Here is a 19,562-nt window from a genome sequence, read left to right on the forward strand (position 1 = left end):
TGATCTCACCTTACGTAACCTTAAATCATCGTACGATCATCTTTTAACCATGTTTCTCATATTTTCTTCATGGTAGAGGTTTCATCTTATGAAATAAATCTCTCTTTTAAGGAGTTACACTATCAAGGGACAGTTAAGATAACCCTTTCAACCGATGAGGACCTTTTTCTGGACTCGGTTAATCATGATGTTAAATCAGTGAAGGCTGATGGAAGAGAACTACCCTTTTCAAGGGAAGGGGATATAATCCACATTAAGACTGGAAAGTTCAGCGGTACCTTAGAGGTACAGTTTGAGGCTGACGTGGATCAGGACGGGATAGTTGGAATCTATAAAGCTCCCTATGAAGGGGGTTACATGATTTCAACGCAGTTTGAAGCCAACTATGCAAGACGCTTCATACCTTGTATTGATGATCCTTCCAAGAAGGCTAAGTTTCTCCTTACAGTCGAAGTCGATAAGAACAAAGATGTCATTTCGAACATGCCAGTAAAGGAAGTGATTGAGAAAGGTGATAGGAAGATTGTTAAATTCCACGAAACGCCCAAAATGTCAACTTATCTTCTTTATCTAGGAATAGGTAATTTTGAGGAGATAAAAGAAGAATTCAGGTTTCCCCTCATTCTAGCAACAGCTCCAGGGAAATCCGTTAGGGGTAAGTTTTCTCTACGCATTGCGAAGGAATCTATTGAGTTCTATGAAAACTACTTCTCGATCCCTTATCAGTTACCCAAGATGCATCTTATAGCTGTGCCGGAGTTCTCTGCAGGCGCAATGGAGAACTGGGGGGCTATTACCTTTAGGGAGATAGCACTTCTGGTTAGTGATAAATCGCCGTTCTCGTTAAAGAGGAGAGTCTCCATTACCGTAGCTCACGAGTTGGCACATCAGTGGTTTGGCGACCTAGTTACAATGAAGTGGTGGGATGACCTTTGGCTTAACGAAAGCTTTGCAACATTTATGAGTCATAAGGCACTGGAAGATATAAGAAAGGACTGGGATGCAATGGGCTACTTCGTTTCAATTGAGACAGCAGAGGCAATGGAAAGGGATTCGTTGTTCACTCACCCTATTCACGTTACAGTGAAGACTCCTGACGAAATTGAGGAGATATTCGATGACATAAGTTACGGTAAAGGGGCTAGTATCCTTAGGATGATAGAGGCATATATTGGTAAGGAGAACTTCAAGAAGGGAGTTTCAGAATACTTGAGGAAGTTCTCCTTCTCCAATGCCAAGGCTTCCGACTTATGGACTTCCCTTTCTCAGGCTCGGGAAAGGACGTTAATTCAATCATGGAAGAGTGGATAACTCACGAAGGTTATCCAATGTTGAGGGTTTCGCGTTCAGAAGGAGGAAAAGTGAGAATAACCCAGGAAAGATTCTCCCTTGTGAAGGCTGAAGATAGGTTATACATGGTTCCCGTTACTGCAATTGTTGATGGCAAGCAGACTCAGTTCCTGATGGATGGTAAGGAAACCTATTTGGAAGGTAAGAAGGTAAAGCTCAACTTGGACAGGACAGGATTCTATCGTGTCTTCTATGAGGACTTAGAGTCTTTCTTCCAGAGCGATCCGAACCCAATGGAAAGGTGGGGGTTAATCAATGACTACTTTGCCTTCCTGTTGAAGGGAATCATCACTCCAGAGGAGTACGTTTACCTAGTAAAGAGGATGGAGAGTGAGGAACATTATTTGCCTGCGGGGGAGGTGGCATCTCAGTTGACGCTGCTTTATAACATAAATTCAGACAAATGGTCTTTAGCTAAGGATATCATTTCAAATTATGTCGCCAAGTGGGAGAACAGGAAGTCAGATGTAGACAGGCAAACTTACGCATCTATGATAGCTTCCCTTTCATACATGGATAGAGACTTCGCAGCCAAAGTCTCTACTATGATGGATAACATGGAGTCCCTAGTGCCTGAGATGAAGGACGCAGTTGTCATCGCTTACTCTGTTGCGAAAGGAGAAAAGGGATTTGAGAAGTTGATGGAGATGTACAAGAACTCTAAATTCGATGAAGAGAAATTGAGGTACTTGAAAGGAATGCTTGCATCACATGAACCACATCTAATTGCCAACACGCTCAATATGTCACTCTCAGGAGAGGTCAAGAAACAAGATATACCATTCATGGTGATCTGGGGTTCTATATATCCGCGGGCTAGAGACGTCACGTGGGAGTGGTTCAAGGCTCACATGGAGAGGATTTCAAAGTACTATGAAGGTACTCCGAGGATGGGAGTGATAATGTCTAATATATTGCCTTTCGTAGGTCTCAAACATGAGGACGCTTTAGACATAGCTTCTGAAATTAAATCGGGGAAATCATTTGTGGAGGTAGGCAAACAGAAGCTCGAACTTTACAGGAAGTTACTATGAAATAGAAAGATAGACATTTTCCTTTATTCTTATTTTAATTCTTTTTATGAATAAAAGCTAAGAAGAGCTATATGTTTATAGATCTCTCACAAAGCTCATCTATTAATCCATTTCTCCGTTTCCCTTTTTAAAAAATTAACAAGTATAAATAACGTCTACTTTAGTTTGGTTAGATGTTAGAAAATCATGAGAGAAATCTTAGGTTAGACGGAAGAATGATAAGAAAAAGGCTAATCTTGCAAAGTTGGAATATATTAGATGTAAAAAGAAAAAAAGATCTTTTCTTGATTGTTTTATATTGATATTCCTGTCTAGGTCCGTTATGGGGCGTACTTATAGTACATCATGTTGTAGAAGTACCCTACGTACGGATTATATTGGAAACCTCCTATGTATGGCTGAACGAAGTAGTATGTAGATGGGTAAGGTAACCATATGTAGGGCGCATTGTTGTAAGTAATGTTGTAGGCTTTTCCTACTAGCTGTTCCTGCTCTGTAGTGTTAGTTATGTAAGGTAAAGTGTTATACATTTGAGTTAGTGTACTTACGTTCATCCATGCAAGGTCTCCAGATAGTCCTCCATCATTTATGTCAGTTAGAGGTATCAATTGCTGTGCAACTGGATCAGGCCAATCTGGAACCCAACCTAGCTGGACTAGGGCTGGAGTCGAGGACCCACTGTCCCAGTTATCTGTAACCGAAGCTGCAACTGCCTTTATGTTCGCTGATACGCCTATTTGAGCAAGATCCTGCTCGACAATAGTGAGCTCCTCCTGCATTATCTGCGGTACTGGAGAAAGTGTGTATATGTCTAATGTAGGTAAAGGAGATCCGCTTGTATCTCCTATCTTAGTTCCGTTAGGTAAAGTGACGTAGAACTTTCCTTGTTCACCTGCAAGTTGTAAGTAATGTATTGCCTCGTTCAAGTTGTATGAATACATAGGTAAGTTATCTGGGTTATAGTATCCTGGGAAGGTTGGAGATATAGGTCCCAGAAATTCCTTAGCTAAGATGTTTCCATTAACACTATAGAGGTCCAGTAAGTCAGTGTAGTTCACTGCATGCTCTAACGCTAGTCTGAAATCAGTAATGTTAGTCGGGAACACTTGCTCATTCATCGATATGTAGAAAACTCCAGGGGTTTCTCCTAAGTTATCTAATATAGCGGAAGATGCAGAGCTGTTGTAATAGCCAGACTCCATTTGCGATATGTATGGCACGGACACGTAAGATATCTGAGCTTGGTTCTTGTCAAATTCTTCAAGTCTGTCCGTGTGAGATAAGCCATAGTAAATAACGATATTAGGAATCTTCGCAGGCTGAGCCACTACTGGAACGGAGTGTCCATTTGCCCAGTAATTGGGGTTAGCCTTCAGGGTAATCTGGGAGAATCCAGTCTGCACCGAGGAAATCACATAAGGTCCAGATCCTATAGCTCCGTTTTGATTAATGTAATCGTTCTGCTGGTTGTACTGAACTCCTCCGTGGGCATCGATGTAGCCTGGGTATACTATTGCCCCCCACCATGATGCCATATCCGTCAAGAAGAACTTGTAATGTATTCCTGGTAACAAGTTAACCTCCACCTTATTGTTGCCAAGAACTACTACAGCCTGATTAGGATATTCCATGATTTTCATTATAGTTGTATTTGATGGGTTAAAGTTGGACAATATCTGGGACAAGATCTTAGCGGTGAGGTTAGCGTTTCCTTCTGTGTGTATGCCAGTGACGTTCTGTATGGCGTCGCACACTCCCCAAGGTAGGGCTATGTTTCCGTCAGTAGAATATTGTGTTGCGTTGAATAAAAGTCCTATATAGTTGGATATTCCTACACCTTGTCCCATGAGGATAGTTCTATAGAGCGAGAACCATACGTCAGAGGCATTAACTGGCATCCCGTTGCTGAAGGTGGCGTAAGGTCTTATGTTGAAGACAAATGAGTTATAGTCGTTCTCTACACTGTAGTTTTCAGCTAACACCGGGACCACTTCATGATAGTCTGAACCGTTGAACTCTACTAACTCTTGATAAACTGCTGAGAAAAGTGGGCCATCCTGAACGTAAAATCCAGTGGCAGGATCCAATGAGTCAGGAGCTGCAGGCTGTGCTATATCAGTGAGCACAGAAGTGTCGAAAGTTGGAGTTGTTGTTGTGGTAGTAGTGGTAGTTTTATGTGTTAAGAAATAAACTCCAGCTGCTACCGCTATTATTATCACTACAACTACTGCAATCGCAGCAGTCTTAGATAATGCCTGCCTGCTCTTTTTCGACGAAAATGGAGACTTCATGGTCTCGTAGAATTGTTGATAATAACTTTTTAAGTTTTATCGAATTTGTTACTGTTCTCTTTATGGTAAGTTCTATACTATTTAAAAACTAACAAATGGCTGTACAACTTACAGTTGATAAAATTTAAATTATATGGGGGCTTTTACAAGTCTGATGGGTCACGAGATACTCAAATTCATTCTGAGAAGAATCGTGTACGCCTTCGTTTCCCTTATATTCCTGATAGTTTTGCTTTTCGTTATTATAAACGTTATATTGCCTTCTCCTATAGCAAAGGCCAGGATATACGTGAGGAATCCTCATGCCCCCTACGCTGAATTGGAAGCCATTGCTAAAGCTCATGGTTTCTATCAACCGCTTTACGTTCAGATAGCTGACTACATCTGGAATGTGTTACACGGGAACTTGGGCATAGATCCCGTGTACGGGATCCCTGAGAGTTCGCTTATAATGCAGTACCTACCAGTAACCTTAGAGCTAGTGATTCCCGCGACTATCTTGACTGTTCTCATAGGAATTGCAATGGGAGCCATAGCCGCGTCAAATAGGGGGAACTGGAAGGACTTATTTGTGAAAGGAATATACCTCACCTCTTGGTCATCTCCTCCCTTTTTTATAGCTACGGTGATATTATTGGTTTTCGCATATGATTTGGGTCTCTTTCCATCCTCAGGAATAGCAAATCCTCTGTTGTCTCCTCCGCCTAACGTGTTAGGATTCCCAATTCTAAATGCAATAGCTGCAGGAGATTGGGCTTATCTAGATAGTCTTATCAGGCATATGATTCTGCCAGTGATTTCTATAGCTTTGGTTAGCTTTGGAGTCATAACTAGGATAGCCAGAAGTTCTCTTATAGAGACTTTGGAGTCAGACTATTCAAAGTTGGCTTTGATGAAAGGAAGGACAAAGTCACAAGTCACCTACGGGGTTGCATTAAGAAACGGATCCCTTCCAATAGTTACTTTAGTTGCACTTTTGTTTGCCCAATCCATAGCCGGAGACGTAGTTGTGGAGGACATATTCGATTATCATGGTCTAGGTTACTACTTGTTGACTGTGGGGATATATCAGTTGGATTACGTTGCCTTGTTGGACATAACCTTAATAGACGGAATTCTTGTCATAGCCGCTAACCTCATTGCGGATATCTTATATGGAGTCCTCGATCCAAGGGTGAGGTTATCATGACAGAGGAGAGAGCTGAAAATAAACCCAGGAAGGAAATAAGGACAACAGGTTTAAGATTTTACTTATCAGCCATAAGAAGGGATAAACTTGGATTATTGGGGCTTATAATAGTTTCCCTCTTCTTCGGATGGTCTGCAATAGAGGGAGCACTACAGATGATAGGAGGTTATCTTCATAACCCCTCTTTGGGATGGGCTCTTCTACCCAGCGACCCGCTTAAGATATCTTTAACCAACTCCTATCATCCTCCTACCCTTTCCGCGGTCTACTTGTTCGGTGCTAACGCTGAAGGTGAAAGCATACTCTCGAGGATACTTTACGCTATGCCCAGGGACGCGTTAGTATCCGTAGTGGTAGTGTTCATTGCTGTATTAGTAGGGATGATAGTTGGTGTTCTGGCAGGTTATATCGGAGGAATTCTCGACGATATACTCATGAGGTTAACTGATGCTATTCTAGCATTCCCCGCCATCATCCTAGTGATAGCTATTTCAGTGATATTGAGTGCAAACTTTAATGCAGTGATAGTGGGATTAAGCGTGGTATGGTGGCCCACATATGCAAGGCTATTTAGGGCACAAACCTTGAAGGTGAAACAGATGGACTACGTAACTGCAGCAAAGCTTTACGGTGTGTCGAAGGTAAAATTCTTCCTCAAATACTTGGTACTAAATACCATAGATCCAATCATAGCTTACTCTGCCCTAGACTTCGGCAACGTTATATTAGCTTACTCTACGTTAGCTTTCTTCGGAATTGGAATAACTGTTAACATACCTGAGCTAGGAGAAATGGCATCAGACGGTTTAGCCGGACTTCCAACCTACTGGTGGTGGCCTATATTTCCGAGCATAGCTATATTGATAATAGTTCTAGGTTTTGTGCTACTTGGCGATAGACTCCAGGATATAATTCAGGGTAGATCGGCATGACGTTAATGGAGATAAAGGATCTTGAAGTTTATTATAGGACGTTAAACGGCAACGCTAAGATATTGAATAAGATAAACATGGAAGTTAATAAGGGAGAGATAGTTGGCGTAGTAGGAGAGAGCGGTTCAGGGAAGTCAACGTTAGGTCATTCAATTGTTAGGCTATTGCCTTACAATGCAAAGATGAACGGAAGTATTATACTAGATGGAGTTGACATCGTGAAGGCTAAGGATCAGGACATGTATAAGTTAAGGGGAACCACAGTCTTCATGATATTCCAAAATCCACTCAATAGCTTAAACCCTGTCAAGACTGTGGGGCATCAACTTATGGAGGCTTCAATGATACGTCACATGAAAGAAAAAGGCAAAAAGAAGAACGACGAAAAAGAACTTTACAAGGAAAGCGTCAATGCGTTAAAGGATTTGAGGATTCCAGACCCTGAAAACGTTATGAAGAGGTATCCTCATCAGCTTTCTGGAGGCCAGATACAGAGGGTAGTAATAGCAATGGCATTGTTACTTAAACCCAAACTTCTAATTGCGGACGAACCAACCTCTGCCCTCGACGTGACTGTGCAAGCTCAGGTGGTGAAACTGTTGAAACAACTAAACTCAGAGTTGGGCACTTCTATAATTTTCATAACTCACGACATAGCCTTAGCTTATGTTATCTCAACTAGGATCATGGTACTTTATGGAGGAGAGATCATGGAGGACGGTCCAAGCGAGAATGTGATAAAAGGTCCGCTACATCCGTACTCTAAGGGGTTAATATCCAGCATTCCCTCAATTAACAAGAGGGAAGGTAGACTGAAGGCTATTCCGGGAAATCCTCCCTCTTTCTTCAACTTACCTCTAGGATGCAGGTTTTTCCCAAGGTGTGATAGCTCAATGGACAAGTGTTCAAAGGAGGAGCCGATCCTTGTGGAGAAGGATAAGAGAAGAGTAAGGTGTTTCCTTTATGAGTGAATTATACGTTGTGAGGAACCTGACCAAGGAATTTCCAGCTTACAAGCAGGGACTCATAGATTCCTTGCTCAGGAAAAATGTACCTCAGCTTAGGGCATTAGAGAACGTAAGTTTGGACGTTAAGGAAGGAGAGGTGGTCGGCGTAGTAGGAGAGAGCGGTTCAGGGAAGACAACTTTAGGCAAGATCATGGCGATGATAGAGAAGCCCACCAGCGGCGAACTTCTCTTTATGGGAAAGGAGGTAAAGGATCCTAAAGAGGTTTTGAAGAACGTTAGCATGGTGTTCCAAAATCCGCTCACTTCAATGAACCCGAGGATGAGGGTGAAAGACATAGTCTCAGAACCGCTGGGTAGGTACGATGAGGACGCTGTGAAGGACGCTTTGGAGAAGGTTGGTCTTGAGTTTTCCTACGTTATGGACAAGTTGCCCAGGGAACTCTCAGGAGGTCAGTTACAGAGGGTTGCAATTGCTAGGGCACTGTCAAGAAAGGTGAAATTTCTAGTTCTGGACGAACCAACCTCTGCCCTCGACGTGTCTGTCCAAGCTCAAGTCTTGAACATGTTGGCCGATATTCAGATAGAAATGGGTCTTTCGTATCTCTTCATAACCCACAATATCGCGGTTGCAAGGTTCATAGCAGACAAAATCATTGTGCTTTATGCCGGAAAGGTCATGGAAATAGGTAACTCTGATAAGGTGCTTAACGATCCCGCTCATCCATATACGAGGTCACTTGTTGAGTCGCTTCCGTCCTTGCAAAGGAAGGAGGTTAAACCTCCTGAGGGGGAAGTTCCTAGTCTGATTAACCTTCCCAAGGGATGTAGGTTTAATCCAAGGTGTCCAATGGCCATTAGCATTTGCAGGGAAAAGGAACCCCCCCTAATAGAGATGGGTGACAGGAAGGTTGCGTGCTGGTTATATCAGACCGACGGTAAAGAAAACGATAGTTAAGGGAACTATCGTAGTCGCAATTTTCTCTCTTTTTATGAAGATAACTCCTTCCAACATTAGTTCATACTTGATATTCCTTGTCATATGGTATTCCTTTCTTGCGTTATATATGCTCTGGAAGAAGAGTTACAAGTATCAGTTTAACGGGAATTCTGTCATATTCAAGAGTCCGTTAAAGTCCTTTACTGTGAGCTTAGAGAATGTAGATAACTTGTTCGTAAGTCAAGGTCCACTGGCAAAAAGATTTCACTGTGGTTCAGTTTATCTGGTATTAGGTAAGGATGTGAAGAGAATATGGGACGTGAGCTTCCCTCAAGAGATGGAGCAAGAAATAAGGCGTTGTATGGGTGGTTAAATAAAGGATATACCTTTTTGGTTCTCTCTTTCCTTTAAGCTCCTTTTCCTAATTCTCCATAACCCCTCCTTCTTTGTCCCTTTTCTCGATTTCGTAAAACTTGCTAAGGTTTATGAAGGACTAGTACGTATCCAATTAGTAAGGATGGTCATTTTCCCTTTTCTCTTCTTCAGCTCTTACTTCTTTGACCTTTCCCTTTCGAAGAAATTTATCTCGACGTGGAGCACGTGTATTATAAGCCCAATCAAGAGGGAGACCAGACCTACGACCAGCGACTCATCTCCAAGAACTGACATAATAACTAGGGAGGACATTAAGCTAAACAATTGAACCCAAGGATAAAAGGGGGATCTGAAGGTAGGTTTCAGCCTTTTTCTGCCTATGAACACAGCCAATGGGGTTATAAGGTAAGAGAAGATGGTTCCAAAATTGGATATTAATCCCAATACCTCTACGTTTCCAAAGAAGAGTGATAATATCATAAAAGAAGATATAGCGGGAAGCGTAAATCTCCCCGTTCTAGGGATGAGCTTATCCTTAACCATCTGTTCCGTAGTCCTGACCGACGCTATGATCAAGGATAAGGTCACGGAGAACGTTGAAAGTAGTGCAACTCCCGACACAATCGCAACTGTCCAGTAGGGCGCATGAACTAACATGAGAGCGAATCTGAGCGGATCCCCTTGTACCCCGAACTTCTGCCAAGGAACCCCATACAACATCGAGAACACTATCAGAATGTAAATAATAGATGAAATTGAAAGTGAGAGAATTATAGCTCTGGGAACGTTCCTTACGCCGTCCTTTACAGAGGGAGTGAGGGTAGCCACTGTGTTGAATCCTGAGTATGCAAAGAAAGCTAAGGAACTGGCTTCCAAGATTCCGTTAATGCCGTGAGGAGCTACAGGCGTAAAATGGGATATACTAAAGGTTGAAACTGAAAGGATCACTATGGCGAAAATCAGGAGGCCTGCCACGTTAATTAGGGATATATATTTCTCTAACTCAGATGCAATCTTTAATCCTCTTGAATATACCAGAGAGAGCATAATTATCAAAGTTCCAGCTATTGGGATAGAAATGGAAGGGAAAACGTAAGATGCAAAACCTAGTGCAACGGCGCTACCACTAAAAACATAGGAAATCATTCTCATCCATCCAACAAGGAAGCCTACAGTATTTCCCATTGTCTCCTTGGCAAAGGTGTAAACTCCTCCTTCCTTGTCCGGGAATTCTGAGGAAAGTTCGGCACTGTTTAGCGCTACGCTAAAGGCTATCATGGCGGTGAATAGGAAAGAGATAAGTGCCCCTGGTCCTGCTAGATCTATAGTACTACCAGCCATTACAAAGATTCCCGCTCCGATTATGTTTCCTAAACCTATTCCTACAGCATCCCATAGGGTGAGTTTACGTTCACTCAACGCACTTCTAGACAATGTTTACTTTTTAAAAACTTACGTGGGGAAGCAAGAGATAAAGTGTGAATGTTTGTAATTCTTCTTTTCATTTTCTTTTCTTCTAGATCATAAGGAATTTTAACCTTAGCACATTAAAATATTCATCTAATGTAAAACTATTAGCTCTATACAAAATTAAAATATAAATATAAAGTAAAGAAGTAAAAAATAAAAAGAAAATTAACTTGTCGTTTAAACTACTATTTACCTTCTTCTTAATAGTACAACCGCTGCTGCAATTATTATGATTACAACTATACCAATTATCACATAGGTTATTGGGAAAGACGTAGAGGTAGTAGTCGTAGTCGCAGGAGGTACAGTGGTTGTAGTAGTTGGAGATACCGCTATGGATCCGAAGTTGAATAGCTCCCTGGTAGCTCCTCCCGCATTCCATACTGCTTTGGCAACTATTTCATACGTTCCTGGCTTCAGAGAGGAAGTGTTTATGTTTGCAGTATATACTCCATTTCCGTCATTTGTTGCCATCACGACGAATGGTTTCCCGTTAATTGTCACGTTCTCATATGGCATTCCGTCACCCAAATACTTGAGATATACGTAAACTGTTGCGTTGCTTATCTGGACTGGCATGTTGGTAAGACTAGCGTTATTCCATACATATGCCGTTACGTTGTCGGTGTAAGTGTATGTGCTTCCCGCAGTTACGTTCTTCAAGAAGATTAATGCATTAATCCTTGGATAGTGTAGGTTAGCCTTTACTAAGTATTCTTCATAGTTGTTGAACACGCCTGCAAAGTAGTATCCTCCACCTCCTAGTAGGTCGGCTATTCTTTCCGAATATACGGTTGCTGGGTTGGTAGTGTTGAATACGAAGGCTGGGTAAATTGGATAGCCATCTATAGCATAAAACTCATCTGTGTAGGTTGATCCGTTCATATAGATCTTAATTTGATAAGGAGATGTTACGTTAGTCCAGGATATGTATGGCTGCGAACCGAAATAGTCAGTGCTAATGAAACCGTTATTATATAGGTAGGTATAGTTTACGTGTAGTCCATCGAAGGTGTTAGTTCCTAACATTCCCGGAAGATCAAGCCACCATATTGTGAAGTTTACATCATAGGCAGTAATAGGAACTCCGTTTATCCATGTAGCGTTGTGAACTAAATTGATAGTTAATATAGAGCCATTAACTATCTTTCCTCCATTAGGTAATGTCATACTGGAAATTGGCGTTAAGGTCCAATTTTCTGCAATGTTAGGTAGAAGTGCAGTCTGATTTGCGTACTCACTGAATGCCAAGCCTGGGTATATGTCATCTAGGACGTTAAATGCATAAACCGATGCACTTGCATATGGATTAATGTGACGTGGTTCGCTAGAGGATACGCTGGAATACACGAAAGTTCCGTTAAGGAATTCTCCCCTTGGGTGAACGTTTAAAAATGAAAATGCATATTCAGAAGTTACATTAAGATATATATAATCAGCCCACCCTGGTAAATACACTCCGTCCACAGCGTTAGTCCACGAGATTATTACGTATGGCAGCTGCTGCTGTAAGTATAAATCTGCTTCCTTAACATATGTAGCTGCCGCAGATAGAGTAGGTGCCGTTAAAGCCTCACTTAAAACCTTGTCTATAGTGGAATTAGAGAATCCACCAGTATTCGACGGAGATGTATATATTCCCTGCATCCAACTGTTGGCGAATGGACCTAGGTTGATCCATCCAAAAGTTGTAATGTTGAAGCCGTTGAATGGTGGAGTTGTAGCTGCGCCTATTAATGTAGCAAACGATTCAGCTTCTGGAACTATTGTAAGGTTTATTGATGCTGCTGCAGTCTGTAGGTAAGTTGCTAGGTTCTGTGCTGGGGTGTCTCCAGTTGGATATGTGAAGGTAAGCTTTAGCAACGATCCGTTATAGTACCATTTTCCATCCACATGAGTTACTCCAGGTATTTTTTCTAAGTACGATACAGCCCTGCTTGGGTTATATGACTCGTAGTTGCTGTACCAAACCGCAGCTTCGGGATTGACATATGGTTTGTATGCTGGAACTTCTGGATAGAGATAGAACGGTGTACCAACTCCTAGTAAACCGTCCTCATCTACAGACGTAGTAATGTTGTTGTAGTTTATCAGACTTTGTATTGCATATCTAAAGTTCAAGTTGGCAGTTAGAGGATTTCCATATGCAAATACTAGCATGAAGAAGGACTCTTGTACAGAGGCGTTTACCCAGAGATTTGGATCATGCTGACCAGTCTTAAAGTCGCTCTGATGAGTTATCGTTGCGAAGTCTATTTTTCCGTCCTGGAGAGCAGAGAACTCGGCTGAATGGGTGCCGTAGGTGAAAACATACTCTATGCTTCCAACCCAAGGACAAGTATAGGAAACTTCGTACCAGTTGATAACCGGTTGTTCAGCGGTAGCAGACACGTAGGCTGCTTCAGTTATTACACCTGTATCTACTATTATGGAAAATAATAACACACCTAGGGTTAAAATCGTTATTAACCTTCTTACTTTATTTTCCATAATAAAGTCTGCTACTATGGTACTATTTAAACATTAATCTTGGCTTGTTATGTTAATATACAGATTTATAATTGAATTTTCTTGACATTGGGAATAAAATAATTTGAATTTTTCTCTCTCATAAAATAAATCCTTTTATCTAGTTTAGATGAATAGAAGTTATGAAAAAATGTCATAAAATAAATTTATATAAGGTTTCAGCTGGCTTGTAAAAGTAGTTAATAAAATTATAGAAGAATATAATTAAAAATCTAATCTTATAATTTAAATATGTATTTTTAGTATAAGTCCCTCTACTGTAGTGTCGTTTGTATAACCGACCGCGGTAATGTAATTTCCAGATACACTCATATCCTCTATCACTTGGTTGCCATTCTTATATAATACTTTTAATTCTTGTAAGGATTTACCACATAAAATGACAGTGCCGTACTTCAAGCTAGAACTAGAGGTAAATGGTACTTTCAGTGAAAGGATGTATGTTCCGTTTATGTAAATCACGGAAGTTACAAATCCTACATGATATGGGAGTGTGATGTTATTGGAAGTCCCATTGTGAAAAAGTACCACGTAGGGCGAAAAATGATCCGACTCGTATAGTTCACCTACTGCAATCCAGCCTTGCGGTGAGAACGCGGATGATACGAAAGATCCCTCGTCGTATCCTTTCACGCTGAAGTTTTGAAAGGTACCGTTGTAAACAGCAAACGTAGCATTAAATGTGTTCCCGCCTGCTATTCCTACTCCTGTAGGTGAGGGAGAGAGATCGTAAATTGAATCTATAAATCCTCCTCCTACTGGGGTAAAATAAGAGGGAAGATTGGGAGAAAGGTTTACGGTTGAGCCGTTTGAGAACTCCTTAACTAACATAGGTAATAGAACTCCTTCACCGTTACTTAGATATATGAAGGTATTACCTCCAATCAACCAGTACCCATTGTACCAAGTGACACTCCATATCTGTCCCAACGAATTATCTGAGCCTAACTTATAGCTAAAGTTATGCAAAGATCCACCGTTATCTGCTACAAGACAAGTGTGAAGGTTTCCTCCTATGTAATTGTCTCCCCCGAACATTAATGTCGTACCGTTATATCCTATTGTATATATGGAACCGTTTTGGAAAAATCTACCCAATTTCAATTGAGTATAATTCATCATGTTATTCAAATTGACTACGAACGCTTCTCCGTGTGACGGATTCCCACCAATTCCCGCAATTATTAACTGATTATTTCCCAAATAGAGAGCGGAGAATACCTTTTCTAGCTCTGGTATAGTAATTGCTTTTATATCATTGCTTTGATTCGAGATAAAGTTTGTATAATAATAAATAAACGAAATTACAATCAAAATCAAGACTATTATAGACAATCCGGCTTTAGTCCTCTTGCTGAACGTTATCATAAAATATCAATTACGAAAATGGATCCGAGGTAAAAAACCCTTAACACAATAAACCCACAAACTTTCATTTTGTCATATTATTCTCTAATAAGTTTTTTAAAGAGGACGCTAATCTATTAAACGATGGAAGCAAAGAAGAGCAACGAATTAGAGAAAACGACCAGACGAAAAGGAAGTTTGTTGGCTAGAGCTTCTTCGCGTTTACCACCTAGATATATTGTAAAAAGATTGATAGAACGATTTATACTTCTATTTGCTATCGTAAACTTTCTCTTTTTCATTTTCTGGGTCTTTCCCCTTTATATTGCTCACTTTAACCCGGCAGAGTTCTACGTTCCTCTCAATTACAAGAACATAAATAGAGAAGCCGAAGTTCAGGCTTTGGACAGACAGTTTGGATTTGATAAGCCGGTGTACGTACAGTATATAGACTATGTTATTTCCATGCTGACATTTCACTTTGGATACTCTCTAATATACGATCAGAGTATAACTTCACTTATAATTTCTCATCTTCCAGTAGATTTGATAATTCTAATTCCTTCGCTAATCTTGAGTACAGTGCTTGCAGTAGGCTTAGGACTCTTCTCTGCCCTTAGATATGGTAGAATTGCAGATGTAATAAATTCTAACCTTGCAATAATTACTTATTTCGTACCAGCTTTCTGGCTTCTGACTATCATTTTAGATTATTTGGGTTTCACTTTGAACCTATTTCCTACAAACATAGTAGATGCTTTGACTGGACCTAACGGTGAGCCTCTCAAGGGATTCGCTTACGTCGCTGGACTGCTGAAGTTTTCTGCCCTACCCATAATACTTCTTACATTCCTGTCCTACGGCATAAGAATGGTTCTAACTAAAGCGTCCGCGGTTGAGGTCATGGGTAGTCACTTCATAACCTACCTAAGAGCTAAGGGTATACCTGAGTCTAGGGTTGTATTTAGGCATGTACTTAGGAACGCAATAATTCCAGCTCTTACTAGGGTGGGCGTAGATTTCGCCTTCGTGATAACTGGATCCGTCTTTGTAGAAGAGATATTCAACTTTCAAGGGGTTGGATTACTTCTATTGCAGGCTGCTGAAAACGTGAATATTCCAGTACTTGGAGCGTCATTCTTCATCATTAATTTCTACATTATAGTTGTTCTTCTTATTTTAGATTTTGTCTATCCATTTATTGATCCGAGGGTGAAGTACGAATGAACAAGGTCATGAAACAACTTTTCTCAAGGAAGTCATTTGTGATATCTCTAGCTATTCTTCTATTTTTCGTGATTATATCGATATTTGCTAATTATCTTACCCCTTATACTAATCCATATAGCTTCAATCAAGAATATGTTGCTACCCCTTATTCTCCTCCACAGTGGGCTACCATCTTTCCTCAATACAGTGGCCTGCCTCCTACATATAATAACCTGCTTTCTTCTTCACAACCGCAGTTTGTTAAAAACGGAACAGTTAGCTATGCCCAAGTAGGTTCATCGAAACTTTCAGTTTATATGAAGGGTTCAGGTTCATTCCTTAATGTTTCATATCCTTTCTCCTATGACGGTTCAAAGTACAAAGAGGCTCCATCATCTTTCACTATTACATTTTCTTATCTTCCAAAGGGTGTTAACTCAACTGAAGTGCAGCTAAACGTGTATTTAATTCATGGGAACAAAACGTTCTTCATAAGTAGTTACGTTCCTCCAACATATACTTTGCTGTTCTTTTATCCGGTATGTACAATAAACATGGACTCACTAAACAATATTTATATATCTTCTCAATCATTGACTTATTCCAATAGCCCATTTGTCAATTCTTTATCTGGTTCAGCTAGGTATGAAGGTGCTTTTGTTATACCATCTCTAATATTCAAGGGAGAACCTTCCTCATATAAGTTGATGGTTTCTATTGTTGATCTTTCAGGTCAACCCATAAACGTAACAATGACCAAGCCTAGTCTTCACACACAAGGATATCTATTCGGAATTATGGGTACAGACTTCAGAGGATCTTCAGTCTTTGCAGAATTCGTCCTTGGAGCCAGATTTGATCTAGAACTGAGCGTAATAACTGCCGTAGTAATAGTAGCTATAGGGCTAATTGTTGGACTGGTTGCTGGATATAAGGGAGGAAAAACCGACCTTACTCTTAACTCTATAACTGATTTCTTCCTTACTATTCCTACTCTTCCCCTGTTCATAGTACTGGAAAGTATGCTAGTAGCTACAGGGCTCGTCCTAGATATAAATATAGTAGTATTGTTATTTCTTTTAATAGCCCTACTTTCGTGGATGGCAACAATGAAAGTAATAAGGTCAGCTACCTTGACTCTGAGAGGGAGAACTTTCGTTGAGGCATCTAGAGCCTTGGGAGGAGGAAGCTTCCATATTATAATGAAGCACCTTATCCCTAATATTCTTGGAATCATAGTTGCACAGATAGCTTATGACGTACCCACCGTGATTTTAATAGAGTCCGGAATAGACTTCTTAGGACTTGGAATAACGTCTTTCCCAACTTGGGGAAACATGTTAGGTTATGCGTCACATGAGGTCGCAGCAAGCAACGGGTTCGTATGGTGGTGGATACTTCCTCCTGGTTTAGGTATAATTCTGCTGTCTGTTGCCTTCTACTTCATAGGTACTTCGCTTAGGGACGTACTAAGTCCTTATAAAACTAGAGGTGAGATATAAAATGTTAGAGATGTCTGTTGACGACGAGCTCAGCATAAGGGGGTTAAAGACCTATTTCAAGACCAAGACCGGATACGTTAAGGCGGTTGACGATTTCAGCATGACCGTTAAGAAGGGAGAGATAATGGGGTTGGCTGGTGAGTCTGGAAGCGGAAAGTCTACAATAATTACAACCGTCTTCAGGGTACTTCCTCAAAACGCCTCAGTTATGGGGGGCAACATCTTGTTCGAGGGTGGGGACGTCCTTAAGATGGATAGGAAGAAGTTTGACAAAGAAGTTAGGTGGAAGAAGATATCTTGGATTCCTCAAGTATCAATGGATTCTCTAGATCCCCTTTACACCGTGAAAAGTCAGATGGTAGAGACAATAATGGTCCACGAGGATGTAAGCAAAGGTGAGGCGGTGGAGAGAACCTATGAGGCACTGGAATCCGTAAAGCTTAACCCCGAGATAGCTGACAAGTATCCTCACGAGCTTTCCGGAGGTCAGAAACAAAGGGTTATAATAGCCATGTCACTCCTTCTGAAGCCCAATCTAGTTATGGCGGACGAACCTACAACTGCTCTAGACGTGGTTACTCAGGCAACTATAGTAGACCTCCTATTATCAAAGAAAAAGGAACTGGGTTTCTCCATGGTTTTCGTCACTCACGATCTTTCCCTTCTGGCTACTTTTAGCGATAAGGTGACCGTGATGTATGCAGGTCAACTTGCCGAGAGCGGTCCATCAGAATCCATATACAGGAATCCTCAACACCCTTACACTCAGTTACTTCTGAAATCCATTCCAGACATAAGGAAGTGGAAGGAGAGAAAACTTTACTCTATACCTGGAGAGCCTCCAGATCTGGAGAATCCTCCCTCCGGTTGTAGATTCAGGACGAGATGTCCATTTGCTATGCCGGTGTGTAAGGAGAAAGTTCCAGAGCCCGTGATGACCAAGGAAGGTCATGTGGTTGCTTGTCATCTAATAGGTGGATCGAAATGATAGAGGGAAAGTCTATTAAGGTAAAATATAAGTTAAATGGAAAGGACTTCCTGGCGTTAAAGGGTACCGACATTACTGTAGGAAAAGGAGAGGTAGTTGGCCTTGCAGGTGAGTCTGGAAGCGGAAAGACTACCCTTGGAAGGGCCATATTGGCTCTACAAAAGTTTGAAGGAGAGGTTCTCTGGAACGGAAAGAATGTGCTGAAGCTAAAAGGAGATGAAAGGAGGGAGTTTAGGAAAAAGAATCAAATAGTTTATCAGGATCCTTTTGACGCGGTTGATATAAGAATGAAGGTTTTTGACGTTATAGCGGAGGGACTGAAAATAAACCACATGGGAAGCAGAGAGGAGATAAGGGAAAAGGTATTAGCTTCACTGAAAACTGTTGGGCTCAATCCTCCCGAGACGTTCGCTAACGTTTATCCTACTCAACTTTCTGGAGGTCAGCTACAGAGGGTAGCAATAGCTAGGGCTACTGTCATGGAACCGGAGTTCATAGTTGCCGACGAGCCTGTCTCTATGTTAGATATGTCAATAAGGGCTGGAATTCTGGAGATATTTAATGAACTTAAAGCGAAGGGAACGAGTACTTTAATGATAACTCATGACCTCTCAACGGTAGCTTACGTATCAGATAGAATATATGTGCTTTATCAAGGAAAGATGGTCGAGAGTGGTTTGACTTCCCAAATTGTGGAGAATCCGAAACATCCTTACACGCAAGCCTTGATCTCATCAATCCCTGTTCCTGAGCCAGGCTTTAGGGTAGAGGCTAAGTTGAAGGACGAGGATTCCCCTCCACCTCCTAGGGGTTGTCCACTCTATCCCAGATGTCCCTTCAGGATGGATAAATGTAAGGACAATGACCCAGAGTTGGTGGAAGTTGAACCCGGACACAGGGTCGCATGCTATTTATACTGAGGAGGATTTGGTTAACCTGAAGGGATGGGAGCTTGCAGTTATACTTTTCCTAGTTATCTCTGCTAGCTTTATAATGTCTTTTATTTCTCTCTTCCCTTTTATAATATCCCTTCTGCTTTCCTCAGTAGGTATCATGTTGTTCAGAGCCAGATATTTTCTGCTTTATATAAAGAAACTAAGAGAGGAAGGAAAGGTGAAGTTCATTCCCAAGAAAAGCGTGCAGAGGAAAAGGGGAACGGAAGACCAAGGTTTCATCTTAGCAGAGGTCTTCCTTCCATTGGTTCTTCTATTCCTGCTTCCAATTCCTCTTAATCTAGTTATTGCAATCGGTTTCGTTATAGGGATACCACTTTCCATCCTCTTTGAGAAGTTACTTGAGATCGGCCTAGAACGTAGTTTAGGAAAGGTAAAGAAGTTCTTTGTGTGGACTGTCTTAAACGAGAACGACCTTTACCTTAAAGAATATGGTTATCTAATCTCTGGGAAGGCTAACGCAAACGAGAAATGAAAATGCGAAAACG

General features: G+C 41.1%; 16 protein-coding genes. 12 read left to right on the forward strand and 4 right to left on the reverse strand.

Annotation, left to right across the window (positions count from 1 at the left end; all coding sequences use genetic code 11):
- Positions 1–69: 69 nt before the first annotated feature.
- Together RQ359_RS05395 and RQ359_RS05400 are read left to right on the forward strand one after the other, a co-directional pair.
- Positions 70–1,311: a M1 family metallopeptidase gene (locus tag RQ359_RS05395; RefSeq protein WP_457921254.1), complete on the forward strand. Its 1,242-nt coding sequence runs from the start codon at positions 70–72 to the stop codon at positions 1,309–1,311.
- Positions 1,251–2,384 (forward strand): ERAP1-like C-terminal domain-containing protein, encoded by a 1,134-nt coding sequence (locus RQ359_RS05400; protein ID WP_457921255.1) that lies wholly within the window; start codon positions 1,251–1,253, stop codon positions 2,382–2,384. Before RQ359_RS05395 ends, RQ359_RS05400 begins: the two co-directional genes overlap by 61 nt.
- 320 nt (positions 2,385–2,704) lie before the next feature.
- Here the strand turns inward: RQ359_RS05400 and RQ359_RS05405 are convergent, their stop codons facing one another.
- Positions 2,705–4,675, reverse strand: a complete 1,971-nt coding sequence (locus RQ359_RS05405; protein WP_156017576.1) for an ABC transporter substrate-binding protein — start codon at positions 4,673–4,675, stop codon at positions 2,705–2,707.
- A 154-nt stretch (positions 4,676–4,829) separates the two neighbouring features.
- Between RQ359_RS05405 and RQ359_RS05410 the strand changes: the two genes are divergently transcribed.
- Genes RQ359_RS05410 through RQ359_RS05430 form a run of 5 tightly spaced genes read left to right on the forward strand, consistent with a single transcriptional unit; the run spans position 4,830 to position 9,074 of the window.
- Positions 4,830–5,864 carry an ABC transporter permease gene (locus RQ359_RS05410; RefSeq protein ID WP_054838586.1) on the forward strand — a complete coding sequence of 345 codons (1,035 nt, stop codon included), beginning with the start codon at positions 4,830–4,832 and terminating at the stop codon, positions 5,862–5,864.
- Positions 5,861–6,796 carry an ABC transporter permease gene (locus RQ359_RS05415; protein ID WP_054838587.1) on the forward strand — a complete coding sequence of 312 codons (936 nt, stop codon included), beginning with the start codon at positions 5,861–5,863 and terminating at the stop codon, positions 6,794–6,796. The genes RQ359_RS05410 and RQ359_RS05415 overlap by 4 nt, the downstream gene beginning before the upstream one ends.
- Positions 6,793–7,767 carry an ABC transporter ATP-binding protein gene (locus RQ359_RS05420; RefSeq protein WP_054838588.1) on the forward strand — a complete coding sequence of 325 codons (975 nt, stop codon included), beginning with the start codon at positions 6,793–6,795 and terminating at the stop codon, positions 7,765–7,767. The genes RQ359_RS05415 and RQ359_RS05420 overlap by 4 nt, the downstream gene beginning before the upstream one ends.
- Entirely contained in the window at positions 7,760–8,719 is a 960-nt protein-coding gene (locus tag RQ359_RS05425) for an oligopeptide/dipeptide ABC transporter ATP-binding protein (RefSeq protein WP_156017573.1), read from the forward strand. The genes RQ359_RS05420 and RQ359_RS05425 overlap by 8 nt, the downstream gene beginning before the upstream one ends.
- Positions 8,673–9,074 (forward strand): YdbT family protein, encoded by a 402-nt coding sequence (locus RQ359_RS05430; protein WP_054838589.1) that lies wholly within the window; start codon positions 8,673–8,675, stop codon positions 9,072–9,074. Before RQ359_RS05425 ends, RQ359_RS05430 begins: the two co-directional genes overlap by 47 nt.
- Before the next feature lie 176 nt (positions 9,075–9,250).
- Here the strand turns inward: RQ359_RS05430 and RQ359_RS05435 are convergent, their stop codons facing one another.
- From RQ359_RS05435 to RQ359_RS05445, 3 genes are all read right to left on the reverse strand, one after another.
- Positions 9,251–10,495: an APC family permease gene (locus RQ359_RS05435; protein WP_156017571.1), complete on the reverse strand. Its 1,245-nt coding sequence runs from the start codon at positions 10,493–10,495 to the stop codon at positions 9,251–9,253.
- Between the two features lie 240 nt (positions 10,496–10,735).
- The gene (locus RQ359_RS05440; RefSeq protein ID WP_054838592.1) at positions 10,736–13,036 is read right to left on the reverse strand and encodes an ABC transporter substrate-binding protein; all 2,301 of its coding nucleotides are present in this window, start codon (positions 13,034–13,036) and stop codon (positions 10,736–10,738) included.
- Between the two features lie 264 nt (positions 13,037–13,300).
- Positions 13,301–14,443: a hypothetical protein gene (locus tag RQ359_RS05445; protein WP_054838593.1), complete on the reverse strand. Its 1,143-nt coding sequence runs from the start codon at positions 14,441–14,443 to the stop codon at positions 13,301–13,303.
- A gap of 123 nt (positions 14,444–14,566) precedes the next feature.
- On the opposite strand from RQ359_RS05445, the gene RQ359_RS05450 reads away from it, so the two are divergent.
- Genes RQ359_RS05450 through RQ359_RS05470 form a run of 5 tightly spaced genes read left to right on the forward strand, consistent with a single transcriptional unit; the run spans position 14,567 to position 19,549 of the window.
- Entirely contained in the window at positions 14,567–15,649 is a 1,083-nt protein-coding gene (locus RQ359_RS05450) for an ABC transporter permease (RefSeq protein ID WP_083476972.1), read from the forward strand.
- Positions 15,646–17,133 (forward strand): ABC transporter permease, encoded by a 1,488-nt coding sequence (locus RQ359_RS05455; protein ID WP_156017568.1) that lies wholly within the window; start codon positions 15,646–15,648, stop codon positions 17,131–17,133. The genes RQ359_RS05450 and RQ359_RS05455 overlap by 4 nt, the downstream gene beginning before the upstream one ends.
- 1 nt (position 17,134) lies before the next feature.
- A complete protein-coding gene (locus RQ359_RS05460; protein WP_083476973.1) occupies positions 17,135–18,121 on the forward strand; it encodes an ABC transporter ATP-binding protein in 987 nt (328 codons plus the stop codon).
- The gene (locus RQ359_RS05465; RefSeq protein ID WP_156017565.1) at positions 18,118–19,041 is read left to right on the forward strand and encodes an ABC transporter ATP-binding protein; all 924 of its coding nucleotides are present in this window, start codon (positions 18,118–18,120) and stop codon (positions 19,039–19,041) included. The genes RQ359_RS05460 and RQ359_RS05465 overlap by 4 nt, the downstream gene beginning before the upstream one ends.
- Positions 18,983–19,549, forward strand: a complete 567-nt coding sequence (locus RQ359_RS05470; protein WP_156017562.1) for a hypothetical protein — start codon at positions 18,983–18,985, stop codon at positions 19,547–19,549. Before RQ359_RS05465 ends, RQ359_RS05470 begins: the two co-directional genes overlap by 59 nt.
- The last annotated feature ends 13 nt before the right edge of the window (positions 19,550–19,562 follow it).

Origin of the sequence: Sulfuracidifex metallicus DSM 6482 = JCM 9184 (assembly GCA_032834875.1) — an archaeon.
GTDB classification, from domain to species: domain Archaea; phylum Thermoproteota; class Thermoprotei_A; order Sulfolobales; family Sulfolobaceae; genus Sulfuracidifex; species Sulfuracidifex metallicus.